Source organism: Niabella yanshanensis, from assembly GCF_034424215.1.
Lineage (GTDB): Bacteria > Bacteroidota > Bacteroidia > Chitinophagales > Chitinophagaceae > Niabella > Niabella yanshanensis.
On the sequence record NZ_CP139960.1, the window covers coordinates 2,306,352 to 2,322,489 of the forward strand.

The window sequence follows — 16,138 nt, forward strand, 5'->3', positions numbered from 1 at the left end:
ATTTTGAAATGTGAAAAAACTAAAAAAATCGCAGCCAGCCATTACCATTTACAATCCGATCATTTGTCGTTATGATTCGCAACTAAAACCGACATATTTTATCGCAAATACCTGGCATAAAAAACCGCCTCAATTATTGAGACGGTTCTTTATTACAAATATTTGACTCCATTACAGGTCGGTAATGGGTGCATATTTAGGAACAAGAGATTTCATTACTATCCATCCTATCAAATAAGCTACAGCGCAGAAACAAAATATAATGAAGTAGCCTGCCGGTTTACCTTCAAATCCTAAAAACTCCAGATTATTCTCACCCGCATAAACAAAAAGTTTACCGGCTGTTTTTTGAAGAAACATAGAACCCAATCCGCCGGCCATTCCACCTATACCCGTAATAGTCGCAATCGCCTTTTTAGGAAACATATCTCCAACGGTTGAAAATATATTGGCAGACCACGACTGGTGCGCAGCTCCGCCTAAGCCAATCATAATAACAGGAAGCCAGGGTGATATAGTTCCCAAAGGCTGAGCCAATAATACCAATAAAGGCACAAAAGCAAACATCAGCATAGCTTTCATGCGTGCTACGTAAGGATTCTGCCCGGTTTTTTTAATGATAATAGAAGGCAATTTCCCTCCGTAAATAGACAACATTGTTATAGCATACAAGGTAAAAATGAGCGCTACTCCTAACCCTTCGGAAGTTTTAATACCGAACTGTGTGCTCAAATAAGACGGCGTCCAAAACAGGAAGAACCACCATACCCCATCTGTCATAAACTTACCAAAAGCAAAAGCCCAGGTTTGCTTGTAATTGAAGCATTTAAGAAACGAGATCTTTTCTGTTTCAACTGTAGCAGCTACGCGCTCCGGTTGCACTTCATTCTCTCTATCAGAAAGTATATAAGCCAGCTCCTCTTTACTTACCTTTGGGTGCTCTTCAGGCTTTTTATACATGAAAACCCAGAAGCCCATCCATATGAAGCCTAACGCGCCAATAATAATAAACGACATTTCCCATCCGAATACGGCTGCTAAAGGTGGAATTGTTAAGGGCGCCAGCAATGCACCTACTGATGCACCTGCGTTAAAAATACTTGTAGCATAAGCGCGATCCTTTTTAGGGAAGTATTCGGCTGTAACTTTAATGGCAGCAGGAAAGTTACCTGCTTCACCTACTGCGAGCACAATACGGGCCACTATAAAAGCATACATACTCACGGTAGAGATGACTACAGCGGTATCGCCTGTAGCCTGCACTAATTCAGCTGCAGAACGAAGACCCACATACTGCTCAGTAATAACTCCGCACAGTGCATGTAAACAAGCACCTACCGACCAAACACCAATCGCCCACAAAAAGCCTTTCTTAGTGCCTAACCAGTCAACAAACCTTCCGGCAAAAAGCATCGATATCGCATATACGATAGAAAAGATCGAGGTAATGGTTCCATAGTGGTCCTCGTTCCAGTGAAACTCCGGTTTGATGAATTCGTCCCATGTGAGAGATAATACCTGCCTGTCGAGATAATTGATGGTAGTGGCTACAAAAAGGAGTATGACCATCGTCCATCGGTAATTGGTCATTTTTCCATTTCCATTGGCTTGCTGCATATCGTTAGTTTATTTTTTAATTGATTGAATAGTGGCAAAAACTTCTTTGGTAGCGCTTTCAATGGCAGCATAATCTTTGTTCGCCATCAGCTCTTTACTGATCAGCTTACTTCCCATACCTACAGCGCTTACACCCGCCTTAAACCAGCTTTCAATATTTTCTTTGGTTGTATCTACACCTCCTGTTGGCATAAAGATCAGATTAGGAAATACAGGCTTGATAGCTGATAAGTATTTAGCGCCTAATGTATCGCCCGGGAACAACTTGATAAATCTAACACCTGCAGTTTCAGCTGCAATGATCTCAGTCGGTGTCATACAACCCGGAGCATATAATACATCGTTGGCAACCGCATACTCGGCAACCTCTGCTACATAGCCGGGACTAACTAAAAAGTCTGCACCAACCGCCAGGTATTCTTTTACCTGTGTCAGATTTTTAACTGTTCCAATACCCAGTAAAAGGCCGGGCATTTCTGCATTACGCACTTCTACCATTTTGGTAAAGTTATTTAAAGCAGTTGCTCCGCGGCTGGTATATTCAATTGCTTTTACGCCCGCTTTATATACCGCACGTAAAATTTCTACGCTTACGGTTTCATCTGCATTAAAATACAGGGGCAGCATACCCTGCTCTACTATTGCGTCAATTGCCTGTTGTGTTGTAGCCATTTAAATTTAAGATTTAAGACCTGTCTGCCGACAGGCGGGTTTAAAGTTTAAGATTGTTCAAACCTTAAATGATGATTATTTTATTGTGTGCCTCTTACCAGTCAACTAATTTTTACTTTTATCACCATTTTCTTGATATTACCCTCGCCTACACCAATCATTGGAGCATGTACATCTTCGGGAAATAATATCACAAACTGGTTGTCGGTTAAGTTAAAGTACATATCTGGTTTTTCATCCCAGAACTGTACATCTTTCTCGTCGTTATACCCACCCTTATCCGTGTCGCACTTTTCAATAGGCTTCCAACCTATTTCTTCCACCCCGCTGATGCATACCTGGATATCGATATGCTTGCGGTGGCATTCAAACTTTTCCAAAGACTCTTCGCGGCTTTTGCCTTCTTTGTCAGATACGATGGCTTTTAGCTCATCACCCTGAATTTCGTACGTGCCTGGTTGCATAGTTGCCAAATCAGTGGTGGCAATATACTCAAATGCCTTAGCAAACAATGGATGAACACTGCTATATTTTGGTGCGTTCTTTAATGAATCAATGATCATGATTATATGTTTGATGTACCATTTAAGGTGTACTATGTCAGATGTACGCTGTAGGATGTACGAAATAATTTACTCCTTTCGTACATCCCGCACCTGATATCGTACATAATTATAATTAACGTTGCACTCTTCCGCTGGCGTCGCCTTTCATCAGCGTTTTTACATCGCTTAATGTAGCGTGGTTTAAGTCGCCCGGAATGGTGTGTTTTAGTGCAGAAGCAGCTACGCCAAACTCCGCAGCATCAGCCATGCTCATGCCGGTAACCAGACCATAGATAAGGCCGCTGGCAAAGCTATCACCACTACCTACACGGTCAACAATACGCACGTCATACTTACGGGTATGATAGAACTCGTTGCCATCGCTTACCAATGCGCTCCAGCCATTATCGCTTGCGCTATAGCTTTCGCGTAAAGAGGAGGCAATATATTTAAAACCGAATTTTTCTTTCATCTGGCGGATCACATCTTTATATCCATCCAGGTTCAACTCACCTTTGGTGATATCGCTATGTGCTGCTTTAAAACCCAAAGTTGTTTCAGCATCTTCTTCGTTACCGATGCACACGTCTACGTATTTGCACAGCTCAGTCATTACGGATTGCGCCTTTTCTTTGCTCCACAATTTTTTACGGTAGTTTAAGTCGATAGAAGTGGTAATGCCTCTTTCTTTAGCCGCTTTTAAAGCAGCTTCAGTAAGTGCAGCAGCTTTATCACTTAATGCAGGTGTGATACCTGTTGTATGGAACCAGTCTGCACCTTCGAAAATTGCATCCCAGTTAAACTCGCTGGCATCAACATCGGCGATTGAAGCACCTGCACGGTCGTAGATTACCTGCGAAGCACGCATAGAAGCACCCGTTTCCAAAAAGTAGATACCCAGTCTTTCGCCACCCAATGCCACATGTTGTGTATCAACACCATAACGACGTAAATGATTAATAGCAGATTGTCCTATCGCATTATCAGGCACTTTCGATACGAAAACACCATTTAAACCATAGTTGGATAAAGCTACCGCTACGTTGGCTTCTCCCCCACCATAGGTAACATCAAATGAATCTGACTGAACAAAACGTTGAAAGCCTGGTGTTGAAAGGCGCAACATTATTTCTCCGAGTGTAACAACTTTTTTTGACATGACTTCTTATTGAAAATTGAATATTGAAATTGAGTATCGATGCTTATTTTACTGTAGGTACGGGCGCAGGATCCATATCGCTGTAGACCAGGTTTTCGCCAGCCATACCCCATATAAAACCATAGTTAGTGGTACCGCATCCGAAGTGTGTGCTCCAGGGTGGAGAGATCACGGCTTCGTTATTGGCCATTACCATGTGGCGTGACTCTGCAGGATTGCCCATGAAATGGAACAGGCGCTGATCTGTTGGCAGGTCAAAGTAAAAATAGGCTTCCATACGACGGGTATGCGTATGTGGCGGAACTGAGTTCCATACGCTACCCGGAGCCAAAATGGTCAAGCCCATTACTAACTGACAACTTTGAAGACCTTCGAGATGAATATACTTATAAACGGTTCTTTTGTTTGATGTTTCTGCTGCGCCTAAATCTACCGGAGAAGCCTGCTCTTTAGTAAACACTGCATTGGGATATGTTGCATGTGCAGGAGCCGATAAAATATAGAAAACAGCCGGCGCTTTTTTGCTGGCTGAGGAGAAGCTTATTTTCTTAGTGCCTTTCCCTAAGTACAGGCAGGAAAGCTTTTCCAGGTCGAACTTCTGACCGTCTGCTGTTACCGTTCCTTTTCCACCTACATTAATAATTCCCATTTCGCGGCGCTCGAGGAAATACGCAGCACGCAACTCAGGATGATTACCCAAGGTTAATGTTTTGGTTGCCGGAACGGCGCCACCAATAATCACGCGGTCATAGTGAGAGTATACCAGTTTAATGGTATCGGCTACCATCAGGTCTTTCACCAGGAAATTATCGATCAGCTTCTGCGTGTCCATTGTCTTCGTTTCCTCAGGACCTACCGCAAAACGTATTTCCATATCACCATCCACAAAAGTGTTGGTTTTATAATCCTTGAGTGCAGGTGCCGCACTTATTTTTTTTGCCATCAATTATTATTTTTATGTAAGTGTCAGGCCTCGACATCCCAATCGCTATCGGGACAGCCTGATATTAAATCGTTACTGCTTATCGTCCCATCCAGCCACCATCTACAACCAGGATCTCTCCATTTACATAGTTACTGGCCTGCGACGCCAGGAAGACAGCAGGACCGGCAAAGTCTTCAGGAGTTCCCCATCTGCCTGCGGGGATACGACTTAAGATAGATTGACTACGATCCGGATCGTCGCGTAATGCCTGTGTATTGTCAGTAGCAATATAGCCTGGTGCAATACCATTTACATTAACGCCTTTGGAAGCCCATTCGTTGGACATGGCCTTGATAACACTGGCCAACGCCCCCTTGCTTGCAGCATAGCCAGGAACCGTAATACCCCCCTGAAACGTCAATAATGAGCAGGTAAAGATAATTTTACCACTCCCCTGCTCAATCATTTTCCGGCCAAACTCGCGAGCCAGGATAAAAGGCGTGTCCAGGTTGATGGCTAATACATTATCCCACCACTCATCCGGGTGTTCCGCAACCGGCTTGCGCATGATGGTACCGGCATTGTTTACCAATATATCGATACGCTCGTTTTCGCTCTGCACTTTTTTAATGAAAGCATATACGCTGTCCCTGTCAGAAGCATCGAGCTTGTAAAATTTAAAGCTGCGTCCAAGGGCTGTAACCTGTCGTTCAATTTCAGAACCTGCTTCAACTGTTCTGGAAGCAACAATAATATCAGCGCCAGCCTGCGCGAGGCCTAAAGCCATACCAGCCCCGATGCCTTTATTACCACCTGTTACCAACGCCGTTTTACCGGATAGATCGAAGAAATTTAAGCTCATTTATTTTGTTTTGAGAAGAGCGGCAATCGCCATTCCGCCGAAGCTACTATTTTAATTGTAAGTTGAAATAATTGTTGGCATTATTGAAACAGATATCCTGAATAACCTGACCAATCCATTCCATATTTACCGGCAACTCTCCATTTTCTACATCGTTACCAAAAAGGTTGCACAAAATTCTCCTGAAGTATTCATGCCTTGGGAAAGACAGGAAGCTTCTCGAATCTGTTAACATGCCCACAAACTTACTAAGCAATCCCATATTGGATAAAGCATTCATTTGTCTGATCATGCCATCTTTCTGATCGAGGAACCACCAGCCCGATCCCCACTGAATTTTACCAGGAGCAGAGCCGTCGTTGAAGTTGCCGATCATGGTAGCCATGAGCTCATTATCAGCAGGATTCAGGTTGTATAAAATAGTTTTGGTAAGCTTGTCCCTATCTATCAGGCCACCCAGGAATTTGGAAATAGCCCGTGCCTGCGGGAAGTCGCCGATAGAATCCCAGCCCGTATCCGGTCCTAATTCGCGCATAGCTTTTAAATTATTGTTCCTGATAGCGCCCAGGTGGAATTGCTGTACCCAGCCTTTTTCATGATCCCACTCTGCAAAATATACCAGCATGGCCGAACGGAACTTATTTTGTTCTTCCATATTCAGTTCATGGCCTCCATATACTTTATCGAAGATCTCGTGAATTTCATGCTCGGTGTAATCTTCCGCGTAGATCTGCTCTAATCCATGATCGGATACCGAACAGCCCATGGTTGCAAAAAAATCGTGACGCTTTTTTAGCGCATCCAGGAAATCTTTAAAGAAGACAATATGTACGCCGGAAGCGGCTTCCAGTTTTTTTGTATAGGTAACGAAGTTAGCCGCATTGGCTACGTTCATTGCATTGTCTGGTCTCCAGGCAGGAATAATCGGAATTTCAAAGCCGTCGTCTTTCACTTTTTGATGATGCTCTAACGAATCAACAGGATCATCGGTAGTACAAACCGTTTTTACATTCATTTTCCGTAAAAGATTCCTTACGCTGTATTCGGGCGTTTGCAACTTTGCAGTACATTCATCATATATCTTACGCGCTGTTGAAGCATCCAGGATATCATGCACATCAAAGTAGCGCTGCAACTCCATATGCGTCCAATGGTATAAAGGATTGCGCATCGTATAAGGTACCGTCTCTGCCCACTTTTCAAATTTTTCGTAATCACTTTTATTACCTGTGCAATAAGCTTCGTCTACACCATTCGTACGCATCGCACGCCATTTATAATGATCGCCATACAGCCAGATCTGTGTAAGATTTTCAAATTGCTTATCGTTTGCTATCTGGTCCGGAGGAAGATGACAATGATAATCGATAATGGGCATTTGCTTCGCATACTCATGATAGAGTGTTTGCGCCGTTTTAGTTTCCAGTAAAAAATTCTCGTCTAAAAATTGTTTTGCCATATTGCCTGTGTCAATTTTTTTTGATTTTACGAATACGCGGAAATATTTTTAATTGATTGCATCGTTTGAAAATATCGCGGAACCTGAAAAATAATTAGAAAATCTTGATTACTTTTAAGCGATCCTGCATATATCAATATTCAAACGTTTGAATTAAAAAACTATAAACTAACTCCACGTTTCCACGGAATAAAATCATCCTGGTTTAGTAATACCGCTTTAGGAATTACGTCGCCACTTGCTGCTTTGATACAATACTCCAGGATATCTTCACCCATTTCCTCAATTGTCTTCTCCCCTTCTACCACTGGTCCACAGTTGATATCGATGATATCATTCATTCTTTTAGTCAATATATTGTTCGTTGACACCTTAATAGTAGGACAAACCGGGTTACCGGTTGGCGTACCCAGGCCGGTGGTAAAAAGGATCAAAGTAGCTCCCGATGCCGCTTTACCTGTAGTTGCCTCTACATCATTACCAGGCGTACAAACCAGGCTCAGGCCCGGTTTAGTGGCTGGTTCTGTATAGTCCAACACATCTACTACCGGTGAGGTACCGCCCTTTTTAGCCGCACCTGTACTTTTGATCGCATCGGTGATAAGGCCATCCTTTATATTGCCCGGTGAAGGGTTCATATAAAAACCGGATCCTACCGCCTCTGCCTGGCTATTATAAGTAGTCATCAGGTGAATAAACTTCTTTGCTTTGTCTTCATCAATGGTCCTGTCGATGAGTTGTTGTTCCGCTCCGCAGAGCTCAGGAAATTCGGCCAGTAAAACCTTGCCGCCCAAAGCCGCTAACAAATCGCTGGTATAGCCAACCGACGGGTTGGCACTGATACCACTGAAACCATCGCTGCCACCACATTTTACTCCTAAAACCAGTTTCGACAGAGGTGCAGGCTGACGCTCCATTTTATTCGCTTCGATCAAACCGTTGAAGGTATCTTTAATGGCATCGCTGATCAATTGCTCCTCGCTCTGCGATTGTTGTTGTTCGTATACTAGTAAGGGCTTATCAAAATCCGGGTTGCGTAATCTGATTTCCTCCAATAATTGTTGGGTCTGCAGGTTTTGGCACCCCAGGCTTAATATGGTAACACCTGCTACATTTGGATGATCGGCGTAGGCTGCCAGTAATTTCCCTAAAACACCGGCATCCTGACGTGTACCACCGCAACCTCCCTGGTGATTTAAAAACTTAATACCATCAATGTTTTTAAATACCCTGTCGTTAGGGGTTGTTGGTGCAGCAGGCGCCAGATCCAGTGAGCCAATATCTTCTCCGTGCTTATACGCCTCTACCAGATGATGCGCATATCTCTTATACTTATCAGTAACGGCATAACCCAGTTCGTTGTGAAGCGCTTCACGGATCACATCCAGGTTACGGTTTTCACAAAATACGGTTGGCATAAACAGCCAGTAATTGGCCGTTCCCACGCGTCCGTCTTTACGATGATAGCCGTTAAAAGTCCGGCCTTCGAATTTAGACACATCAGGAGGCGTCCATTGATAATGATAAGGGCGATATTCGAAAGGATCAGCGGCATGTCTTGTGTTTTCCGTATTCATTACCCCACCTCTCGGGATAAAGTTTTGTGCTTTACCCACTAATACTCCATACATAATGATCTCATCTCCCGCCTGCATATCATTTGTAAAAAACTTATGCTTCGCATTCACATCATCCTGCAATACGAAATCCTCTCCTTTATATTGAACCGTTTGTCCCTTCTTGAGGTCTTTCAATGCAACGATCACATTATCGTCAGGGTGTACCTTTAAAACTAATTCAGCCATGGCAATATTTTTTTACAATGTTACACCCATTTTAAATATCGCGATTTCCTTAAATCCTGTAAGCTCATGTTTTAACTGTTTGCCACTGGCTACTTCTACGATAAAATCAGCAAATTCCTGTGTCACTTCGTCCTTATCTCTGCCTTCCAGCAAAACGCCGGCGTTAAAATCGATCCAGTTTTTCTTAAAATCGAACAAACGGGTGTTCGTAGAAATCTTCATAGTTGGAACAAAACTGCCAAACGGCGTACCACGACCTGTCGTAAATAATACGATCTGGCAACCCGATAGAGCCAGGGCTGTAGAAGCGACCAGGTCGTTACCTGGCGCATTCAACAGGTTGAGTCCTTTTACTTTCACAGGCTCTGCATAATCCAATACTGCTACTACCTCAGAGTTACCGCCTTTTTGCGTGCAGCCTAAAGATTTATCTTCCAGGGTGCTGATTCCGCCTTTTTTATTACCCGGTGACGGGTTCTCATAAATAGGCTGATCGTGCTTGCGGAAATAAGTTTTAAAATTATTGATCAATGCTACAGTGTCGTCGAATACCTGCTCGGTAGTGCAGCGATTCATTAAAATAGTTTCTGCGCCAAACATCTCGGGCACTTCAGTAAGAATGGTAGTTCCACCCTGTGCAATTAACCAATCGGAAAAACGACCCACCAGCGGATTGGCCGTGATACCGCTGAAACCGTCGCTACCACCGCATTTCAGGCCTACTTTCAAAAGAGATAATGGCAGATCTTCACGTTTGTCAGCCCTCATTTTCTCTACCAGCTCGCTCATCATTTCAAAGCCCGCTTCTACTTCATCAGCTACGTCCTGGGAGATCACAAATTTCACACGATCTTCATCGAAAGTGCCCATTGCTAATTTAAACTCATTTTGCTGGTTGTTTTCGCAGCCCAGGCTCATTACGAGTACACCACCAGCATTAGGATGCTTAGCCAAAGCCACCAATGCGTTTTTGGTATTCTCATGGTCATCCCCTAATTGAGAGCAACCATAATTATGAGAGAATACGCGGATATCATCGATATGACTCACATCCAACTCATTTTTAATACGGTTGATGATGGCCTGTGCCTGCCCGTTTACGCACCCTACAGTAGGTACAATCCACAGCTCATTTCTGATTCCTGCTTCGCCATTGTAACGCTTATATCCTTTAAAAGTCAGATTGCTTTGAGGGATATCCAGTTTGGCCCCTACCGGGTTATATTGGTATTCGAGATTATCGTGTAGGTTGGTTTTTACATTGTGTGTATGCACGTGCTCACCTGTTGCGATGTCAGACACTGCATGACCAATAGGATAACCGTACTTGATGATATCTTCACCTTCAGCAATTGGCCTGATAGCAAACTTGTGACCTGTTTCAATTGCATTCTTCGCAATGACAGCCTCTCCGTTTATAGCGAGTAAATCCCCTTCTGCAATAGCATCAATAGCTACGCAAACATTATCATGGGGGTGTATTTGCAGATATTTTTCCATTTCCGAATGTTTCCTTTTTTTGATTGTTTTCCGGGAGATCAACTGCTGTTGATTATTTATTGCAGCAAGTCTGTAACCGCTGCTTTCATTCCTTTACTTAAAATTGTTTCCACTAAAGCAGCCACTTCATCAGTAAAACCCGGCAAATTTTTTAATGGCGCTGTCCATATTTTATCGTTGCTAATAATACCGTTCACCCATCCTTTAATATCTTCCTTGTTGAAGGTAGATTGAATAAATTGAACAAATTCAGGGGTATCATTGGGTGTAAAGCTTACTTCAGACTGACCGCTGTATAATACCAACAATGCCGCTAACGAGAAAGTTGTCAATTTAGCCTGCTTGCCCAGTTTGTTGTAGTTATCTGCTACTGTGGGGAAGTCACGGGTTTCCCATTTAGACAGTGAGTTTAAAGAGATATCTTTCAGGTAGTGCTTCAGATAAGGATTATAAAAACGCTCCAGGATCTTAGCTGCAAAAGCTTTCAGCTCTTCAGGATCTTCTCCAATACCTGGCAATACTTCTTCAGCCACCATGCGGTTAATGAATTGCTCTACCTCCGGTGTGTTGAAAGCATCCATCACTGTCTCACAACCCAACTGTAAAGCAACAGGTACCATTGCAGTATGTGCACCATTCAATACCCTAACCTTCTTCGCTCTGAACGGGCGGATATCATCCATAAACAACACGTTTAAACCGGCTTTATCCAACGGCAATTTTTCTTTGATACTGCTGTCGCCGCCAATCGCCCAAACGTGAAAGTACTCTCCTTTTACCACCAGGTTATCTTCAAAACCGATTTCTTCCTGAATCTCTTTAATAGTTTCTTTAGGAAAGCCAGGAACAATACGGTCAACCAATGTATCGTAAAAATGATTGGCTGTTTTTACCCAGTTAATAAAGGCATCTCCCAGGTTATTGGCCTGTGCGTGTTTGATAACAAATTCTCTCAATGTAGATCCATTATCTTCAATCAGTTCGCAGCAAACAATTTGTAAGCCCTTTGCGGCGTCTCCATTAAATTTCTGAAAACGCTTATGCAACAAAGCCGTCATTTTTGCCGGGAAAGATTTAGGTGGTTCTGCATTCAGGTCATCGCCTTCTTCATAGCGGATACCGGCTTCAGTGGTATTAGAGAAGATGAGCTCTAATCCCTCATTTAAAAACAACTCCTCGTATTTCTTATACTCTGTGTAAGGATTGATAATATCTGTGATCGATTTGATTAAAGCCACTTCCTTTACCGGTTGCTTATCCTTAATCCCCTCCAGATACACATGGTACAAATTATCCTGTTTTTCGAAAATCTGCTTTACCACTTCACCTCCTCCGATCGGTTGAACCAGGGCAATACCATGATCCATAATGCCATCATTATTAGCTTTGTCTATCATCCAGTCTACAAAAGCTCTAAGGAAATTTCCTTCACCGAATTGCATAATCTTAACCGGGTATACCGGCTTTTCCACAGTGGTTTTATTTAACGGTTTCATATTCTATTTAGTATTCAGATTTTAGATAGTAGTATTCAGATGCGGGTACGATCTGTCAAACATAGTAGTTCGGCTATTTGCTGTTGTTTAACACCCATTTAACCAGGTCGCTCGCTGCATTGAAATTCTCGTATTTGGCTGGCAATTTTCTGCCGTCTACATATTCATTATAGATCCAGGGATCACCCAGTACAAACACTTTCCCCTTACCCAATTGAGCAACTGCCATTACATCAAAGTCTTTTGTTTTAACGATTGCTTTTGCCGGTGCTTTAACAGTCAATGAACTGATTTCTTTTATATATAAAGATTGTCCCGCTTTGAATATCGGATTACCTGCTTCCGTCTTTACTTCGCCCTGCTCATAGTTATTTCCTTTCACCATTAACTGATCATCGCCATTGAAGCGTACCCCAAATTTTTCGGCCAGCAGGTTGATATGCACCTGTTCTGCATTTACTGAGTTGTTACCTAATAAAACCAGAACACCACCCGCTTTCACCCAGTTGGCGATCGTAGTAGCATAAGCTTGGGTCATATAATTAGGCTTTGCTGTTTCTTTCTCTGTATCTGCATCTACAATAATGTATGCAGAGGCTTTTGAAAGATTAGAAACAGTAGGCGCTGCTTTCAAGGTCTGCAGTTTTGCGCCATATTGCTCAAATAAGTTTCCTAAAAACTGGTATCCGTTGTTGTCACGTTCTTCCCAAATATAGTGAAATGGGATCTGCGTGCCGGAAGGGCCCTTCTGCCACTCGTTATTAAAGAAGTTGTCCAATACTATCGCCTTACCTTTTCCGGTTGCCAGTTTAGGCATCATCTCAATTTCGTTAGCTGCCATTATGAATGCGCCCATTCCTTTAGGGTCATTTTTGATCACTTTTTCACGCATATAATAGTCGAAACTACCATCCCGGTAAGGCTTGCCGCCCAGGCCAGAAACAGAAACTGTTCCTTCCAGGTTCGTAAACCCGTCTTTATCTTTTGTCAATTGAAGCCTGGTTAATCCCTCAAAAGCCTTTTTGGCATTCGCCGCATAGCTGGGCGCGATATAGCCTTTCCTGGCACCTTTCGCCAAAGTATAGGAAAGCATAGCTGTGGCAGACGACTCCAGGTAATTAGGTTTCCTGTTAGGCAGGTCTACAATATCGTACCACATACCCGATTTTGCATCCTGTACTTTTACTACAGCTGTAGCAAAACGCTTTAAGATGTTAATGATCTGCTGACGGCCGGGGTGATTTGCTGGAAAATAATCCAGGGCATCTACCATAGCCACACCATACCAACCCAAAGCGCGCGCCCAGAAATGAGGAGACTTACCCGTCTTTTTATCCGCCCACTGTTGCACTCTTGACTCATCATAACCATGATATAACAGCCCCGTTCCAGGATCGCGGCTGTTTTTTTCCATCAGCACAAATTGTTTTGCCACATCGTTAAAAACGGTATCCTCACCAAATAGCTGTGCATATTCTGCATAAAAAGGCTGTCCCATATAAAGGCCATCCAGCCACATTTGCCAGGGATAAATCTGTTTATGCCAAAATCCACCTTCCTTAGTTCTCGGATGCACTAATAATTGCTTACGTAATAATTGCGCCGCTTTTTTATACTTCTCTTTACCCGTTACACGGTAAATAGTCAACAATACCTTACCGTTGTTTAAATGATCAATATTGTAATGACCCTGGTCATAATCTTTAATCGTTCCGTCTTCCCGCACAAAATGGTCCATACTATGCTCAATATATTCGAACCACTTCCCATCGCCGGTTGCCTGCCATATGCCCTCAATACCTTTTAATATCACTCCCTGGTCATAGCTCCATCTGGCTGCGCGCCCCGGTGTTACACTGAACGAATCAGGCCACATATGCATAGCAGTTAGCGCCATTTGCTGAGAATAGGGAATGTCCTGTGCCTGCGCCTGCAGCGATAAAAAACTAATAAAAACGTATAATATTTTCTTTATCATTTCGAACCCCGGTTTTTAGTGTTAATGATCAGGAAATAAGGATTACATTATTTGATCTGTACTGATTTTTCATTGGCCCCCAGTTCAGCCTTCGCCTTCACTTTGGTATTGCTGTAATTGGTTTGTTGCAACGTAACAGCTTTTGTTCTGTCTCCGGCAACCCGTATCAATAAATCTGTTTCTTTAGCATAATCAAATTTATTGATGAAGATATTATCACTATTAATGATATCAATAACAGGTTTCGTGTTTTTGCTGAACACTTTTACATTATTGAGTGTAATACCACTTGCCTCCTGTATATCTACTCCAATATCGGACTGAAATACAGAATTTTCTATTTTAATGTTTTTAACATGCATTTCCGGAAGGCCTCTTATGAAAATGGCTTTCTTGGCACCATTGCAGTATACATTGCTGATATTGATGTTCCTGAATTGCGGTGTTGTTTCATCTACCGGCAGCATTTGCACCTTAGGTAATTCTCTTTTTTCCCCTTCCATCGGCACGGGGTCATTGCCCATATAATACATATCGAATAAAACCGCATCGCCCGGTATATCTTTCATGTAGATGTCTTTAATGAAAATATTCTCTACGATACCGCCGCGGCCACGCGTTGTTTTAAAACGCAAACCAATATCTGAACCTACAAATGTACAATTGCTTACATAAATATTTTTAGCGCCGCCGCTCATTTCACTCCCTACCACAAAACCGCCGTGAGAAGCGTAAACTGTACAGCCCCGGATGATCACGTCCCGGGTGGGCATCGCACGGGCACGCCCGTCGGCATCACGGCCACTTTTGATACAAAGGCCATCATCTCCAACATCAAAAACGCTGTTTTCAATTAATACATTACGACAGCTCTCGAGGTCAATTCCATCCCCGTTTTGCGCATACCACGGGTTTTTCACCTGGATGTTTCTCACCGTGATATTACTGCTCATTAAAGGATGCAGGTTCCAGGCGGGTGAGTTTTGAAAAGTTACTCCTTCCAGTAATATTTTATCGCATTTAGTCAGAACCAGCAGGTTAGGACGCAGAAAGTCTTTGATCGATCGATAATGCGCTTCATCTCTATCCGGAGTGATCCTGCCCGGATCTTTCATATCCTGTCCTTTGGCAAAACCCTCGGAAGGCATCCATAAACGGCCATCTTTAGAAACGACGCCGCCTGAAGCCACCAGTTTCCTCCATTGAGATTCAGTTAATTTATCTTTTTTAACCATGCGCCATCCATCGCCATTCCCATCGATAATACCTTTACCCGTGATGGCAATATTGGTGGCACCCTCAGCCGAGATAGGTGATTGGTTGCGCATCTGGTCGTACCCTTCCCAATTGGCTTTTACCAATGGGTATTGCGTTTTATCTTTAGTAAATAATAAAGTAGCTCCAACAGACAGGTTCAGGTTTACATTACTTTTTAGCACAATCGGACCCGTTAACCACAATCCTGAGGGTACGAGAACAGTGCCTCCCCCCTTCTTACTACAATCGTCAATGGCATTCTGTATTGAACGGGTATTTAGCTGATGTCCGTCTGGAACAGCGCCATATTTAGTAATACTATAATTAACCGGCTTAAATTTTGTTGCTGCAACCCTGGGCAAGATCCAATTTGTTTGAGCAAAACCCACGCACGAACCAATAACAAGCAACAACGATACAACAAACTTTTTATACATCTGCAATCTATTAGAACGTACAAGGTACTCAGAATCCCTGTTGCCGAAACAATTACAATGTACTTTATTTACGCAAACGTTATCGGTTACAGGCATTTAGTAAAAAAAAACATCCCTGTTCAAAAAAAGTACATCAGGCTTCAAATAAAAAACCCGGCAAACAGTTTGCCGGGTTGATATATAGTTTACACCTGCGTATTACCAATCTTGCTTTGCAAGACCCGCTTTAATAGCCGCCAGTGCTTTTTCTTCTCCCAAAAGGGCTGTCAACTTATTGCCTTTGCCATCGTTGCCTTTTGCAATGTATCCGCCTTTTGCAGTTCTTGAAATCACGGCTTCCTGGATCGGTACATTCTTTTCTTTGGTTTTTACATTGTAAGCTGTAAGGGTTACATCTGCCATAGCTATTATTTTTTGATTAAGAAA

13 protein-coding genes are annotated in these 16,138 nt (G+C 42.9%); all 13 read right to left on the reverse strand.

The genetic code is table 11. From position 1 onward, the window contains the following. Positions 1 to 171 precede the first annotated feature (171 nt). Positions 172 to 1,617 (reverse strand): MFS transporter, encoded by a 1,446-nt coding sequence (locus U0035_RS09315; protein ID WP_114792040.1) that lies wholly within the window; start codon positions 1,615 to 1,617, stop codon positions 172 to 174. A 9-nt stretch (positions 1,618 to 1,626) separates the two neighbouring features. Next, positions 1,627 to 2,289: a bifunctional 4-hydroxy-2-oxoglutarate aldolase/2-dehydro-3-deoxy-phosphogluconate aldolase gene (locus U0035_RS09320; RefSeq protein WP_114792041.1), complete on the reverse strand. Its 663-nt coding sequence runs from the start codon at positions 2,287 to 2,289 to the stop codon at positions 1,627 to 1,629. Positions 2,290 to 2,390: 101 nt separating this feature from the next. Next, positions 2,391 to 2,852 carry a NanQ anomerase/TabA/YiaL family protein gene (locus U0035_RS09325; protein ID WP_114792042.1) on the reverse strand — a complete coding sequence of 154 codons (462 nt, stop codon included), beginning with the start codon at positions 2,850 to 2,852 and terminating at the stop codon, positions 2,391 to 2,393. Between the two features lie 115 nt (positions 2,853 to 2,967). Then, entirely contained in the window at positions 2,968 to 3,993 is a 1,026-nt protein-coding gene (locus tag U0035_RS09330; protein WP_114792043.1) for a sugar kinase, read from the reverse strand. A 43-nt stretch (positions 3,994 to 4,036) separates the two neighbouring features. Further along, positions 4,037 to 4,936 (reverse strand): 5-dehydro-4-deoxy-D-glucuronate isomerase, encoded by a 900-nt coding sequence (gene kduI, locus U0035_RS09335; RefSeq protein WP_245957783.1) that lies wholly within the window; start codon positions 4,934 to 4,936, stop codon positions 4,037 to 4,039. A 79-nt stretch (positions 4,937 to 5,015) separates the two neighbouring features. Next, positions 5,016 to 5,780 (reverse strand): SDR family oxidoreductase, encoded by a 765-nt coding sequence (locus U0035_RS09340; protein ID WP_114792044.1) that lies wholly within the window; start codon positions 5,778 to 5,780, stop codon positions 5,016 to 5,018. A 46-nt stretch (positions 5,781 to 5,826) separates the two neighbouring features. Continuing rightward, the gene (uxaC, locus tag U0035_RS09345; RefSeq protein WP_114792045.1) at positions 5,827 to 7,239 is read right to left on the reverse strand and encodes a glucuronate isomerase; all 1,413 of its coding nucleotides are present in this window, start codon (positions 7,237 to 7,239) and stop codon (positions 5,827 to 5,829) included. A gap of 161 nt (positions 7,240 to 7,400) precedes the next feature. After that, a complete protein-coding gene (locus U0035_RS09350) occupies positions 7,401 to 9,044 on the reverse strand; it encodes a UxaA family hydrolase (protein WP_114792046.1) in 1,644 nt (547 codons plus the stop codon). A 12-nt stretch (positions 9,045 to 9,056) separates the two neighbouring features. Continuing rightward, entirely contained in the window at positions 9,057 to 10,544 is a 1,488-nt protein-coding gene (locus U0035_RS09355) for a UxaA family hydrolase (RefSeq protein ID WP_114792047.1), read from the reverse strand. Positions 10,545 to 10,600: 56 nt separating this feature from the next. Next, on the reverse strand, positions 10,601 to 12,040 hold the full coding sequence (locus U0035_RS09360) for a tagaturonate reductase (protein WP_114792048.1): 1,440 nt from the start codon (positions 12,038 to 12,040) through the stop codon (positions 10,601 to 10,603). A gap of 73 nt (positions 12,041 to 12,113) precedes the next feature. After that, positions 12,114 to 14,018 (reverse strand): glycoside hydrolase family 88/105 protein, encoded by a 1,905-nt coding sequence (locus U0035_RS09365; RefSeq protein ID WP_114792049.1) that lies wholly within the window; start codon positions 14,016 to 14,018, stop codon positions 12,114 to 12,116. 47 nt (positions 14,019 to 14,065) lie between these two features. Next, on the reverse strand, positions 14,066 to 15,712 hold the full coding sequence (locus U0035_RS09370) for a glycoside hydrolase family 28 protein (protein WP_114792050.1): 1,647 nt from the start codon (positions 15,710 to 15,712) through the stop codon (positions 14,066 to 14,068). A gap of 198 nt (positions 15,713 to 15,910) precedes the next feature. Beyond that, positions 15,911 to 16,114, reverse strand: coding sequence for a hypothetical protein (locus U0035_RS09375; protein WP_114792051.1), 204 nt, complete (start codon positions 16,112 to 16,114; stop codon positions 15,911 to 15,913). Positions 16,115 to 16,138 lie beyond the last annotated feature (24 nt).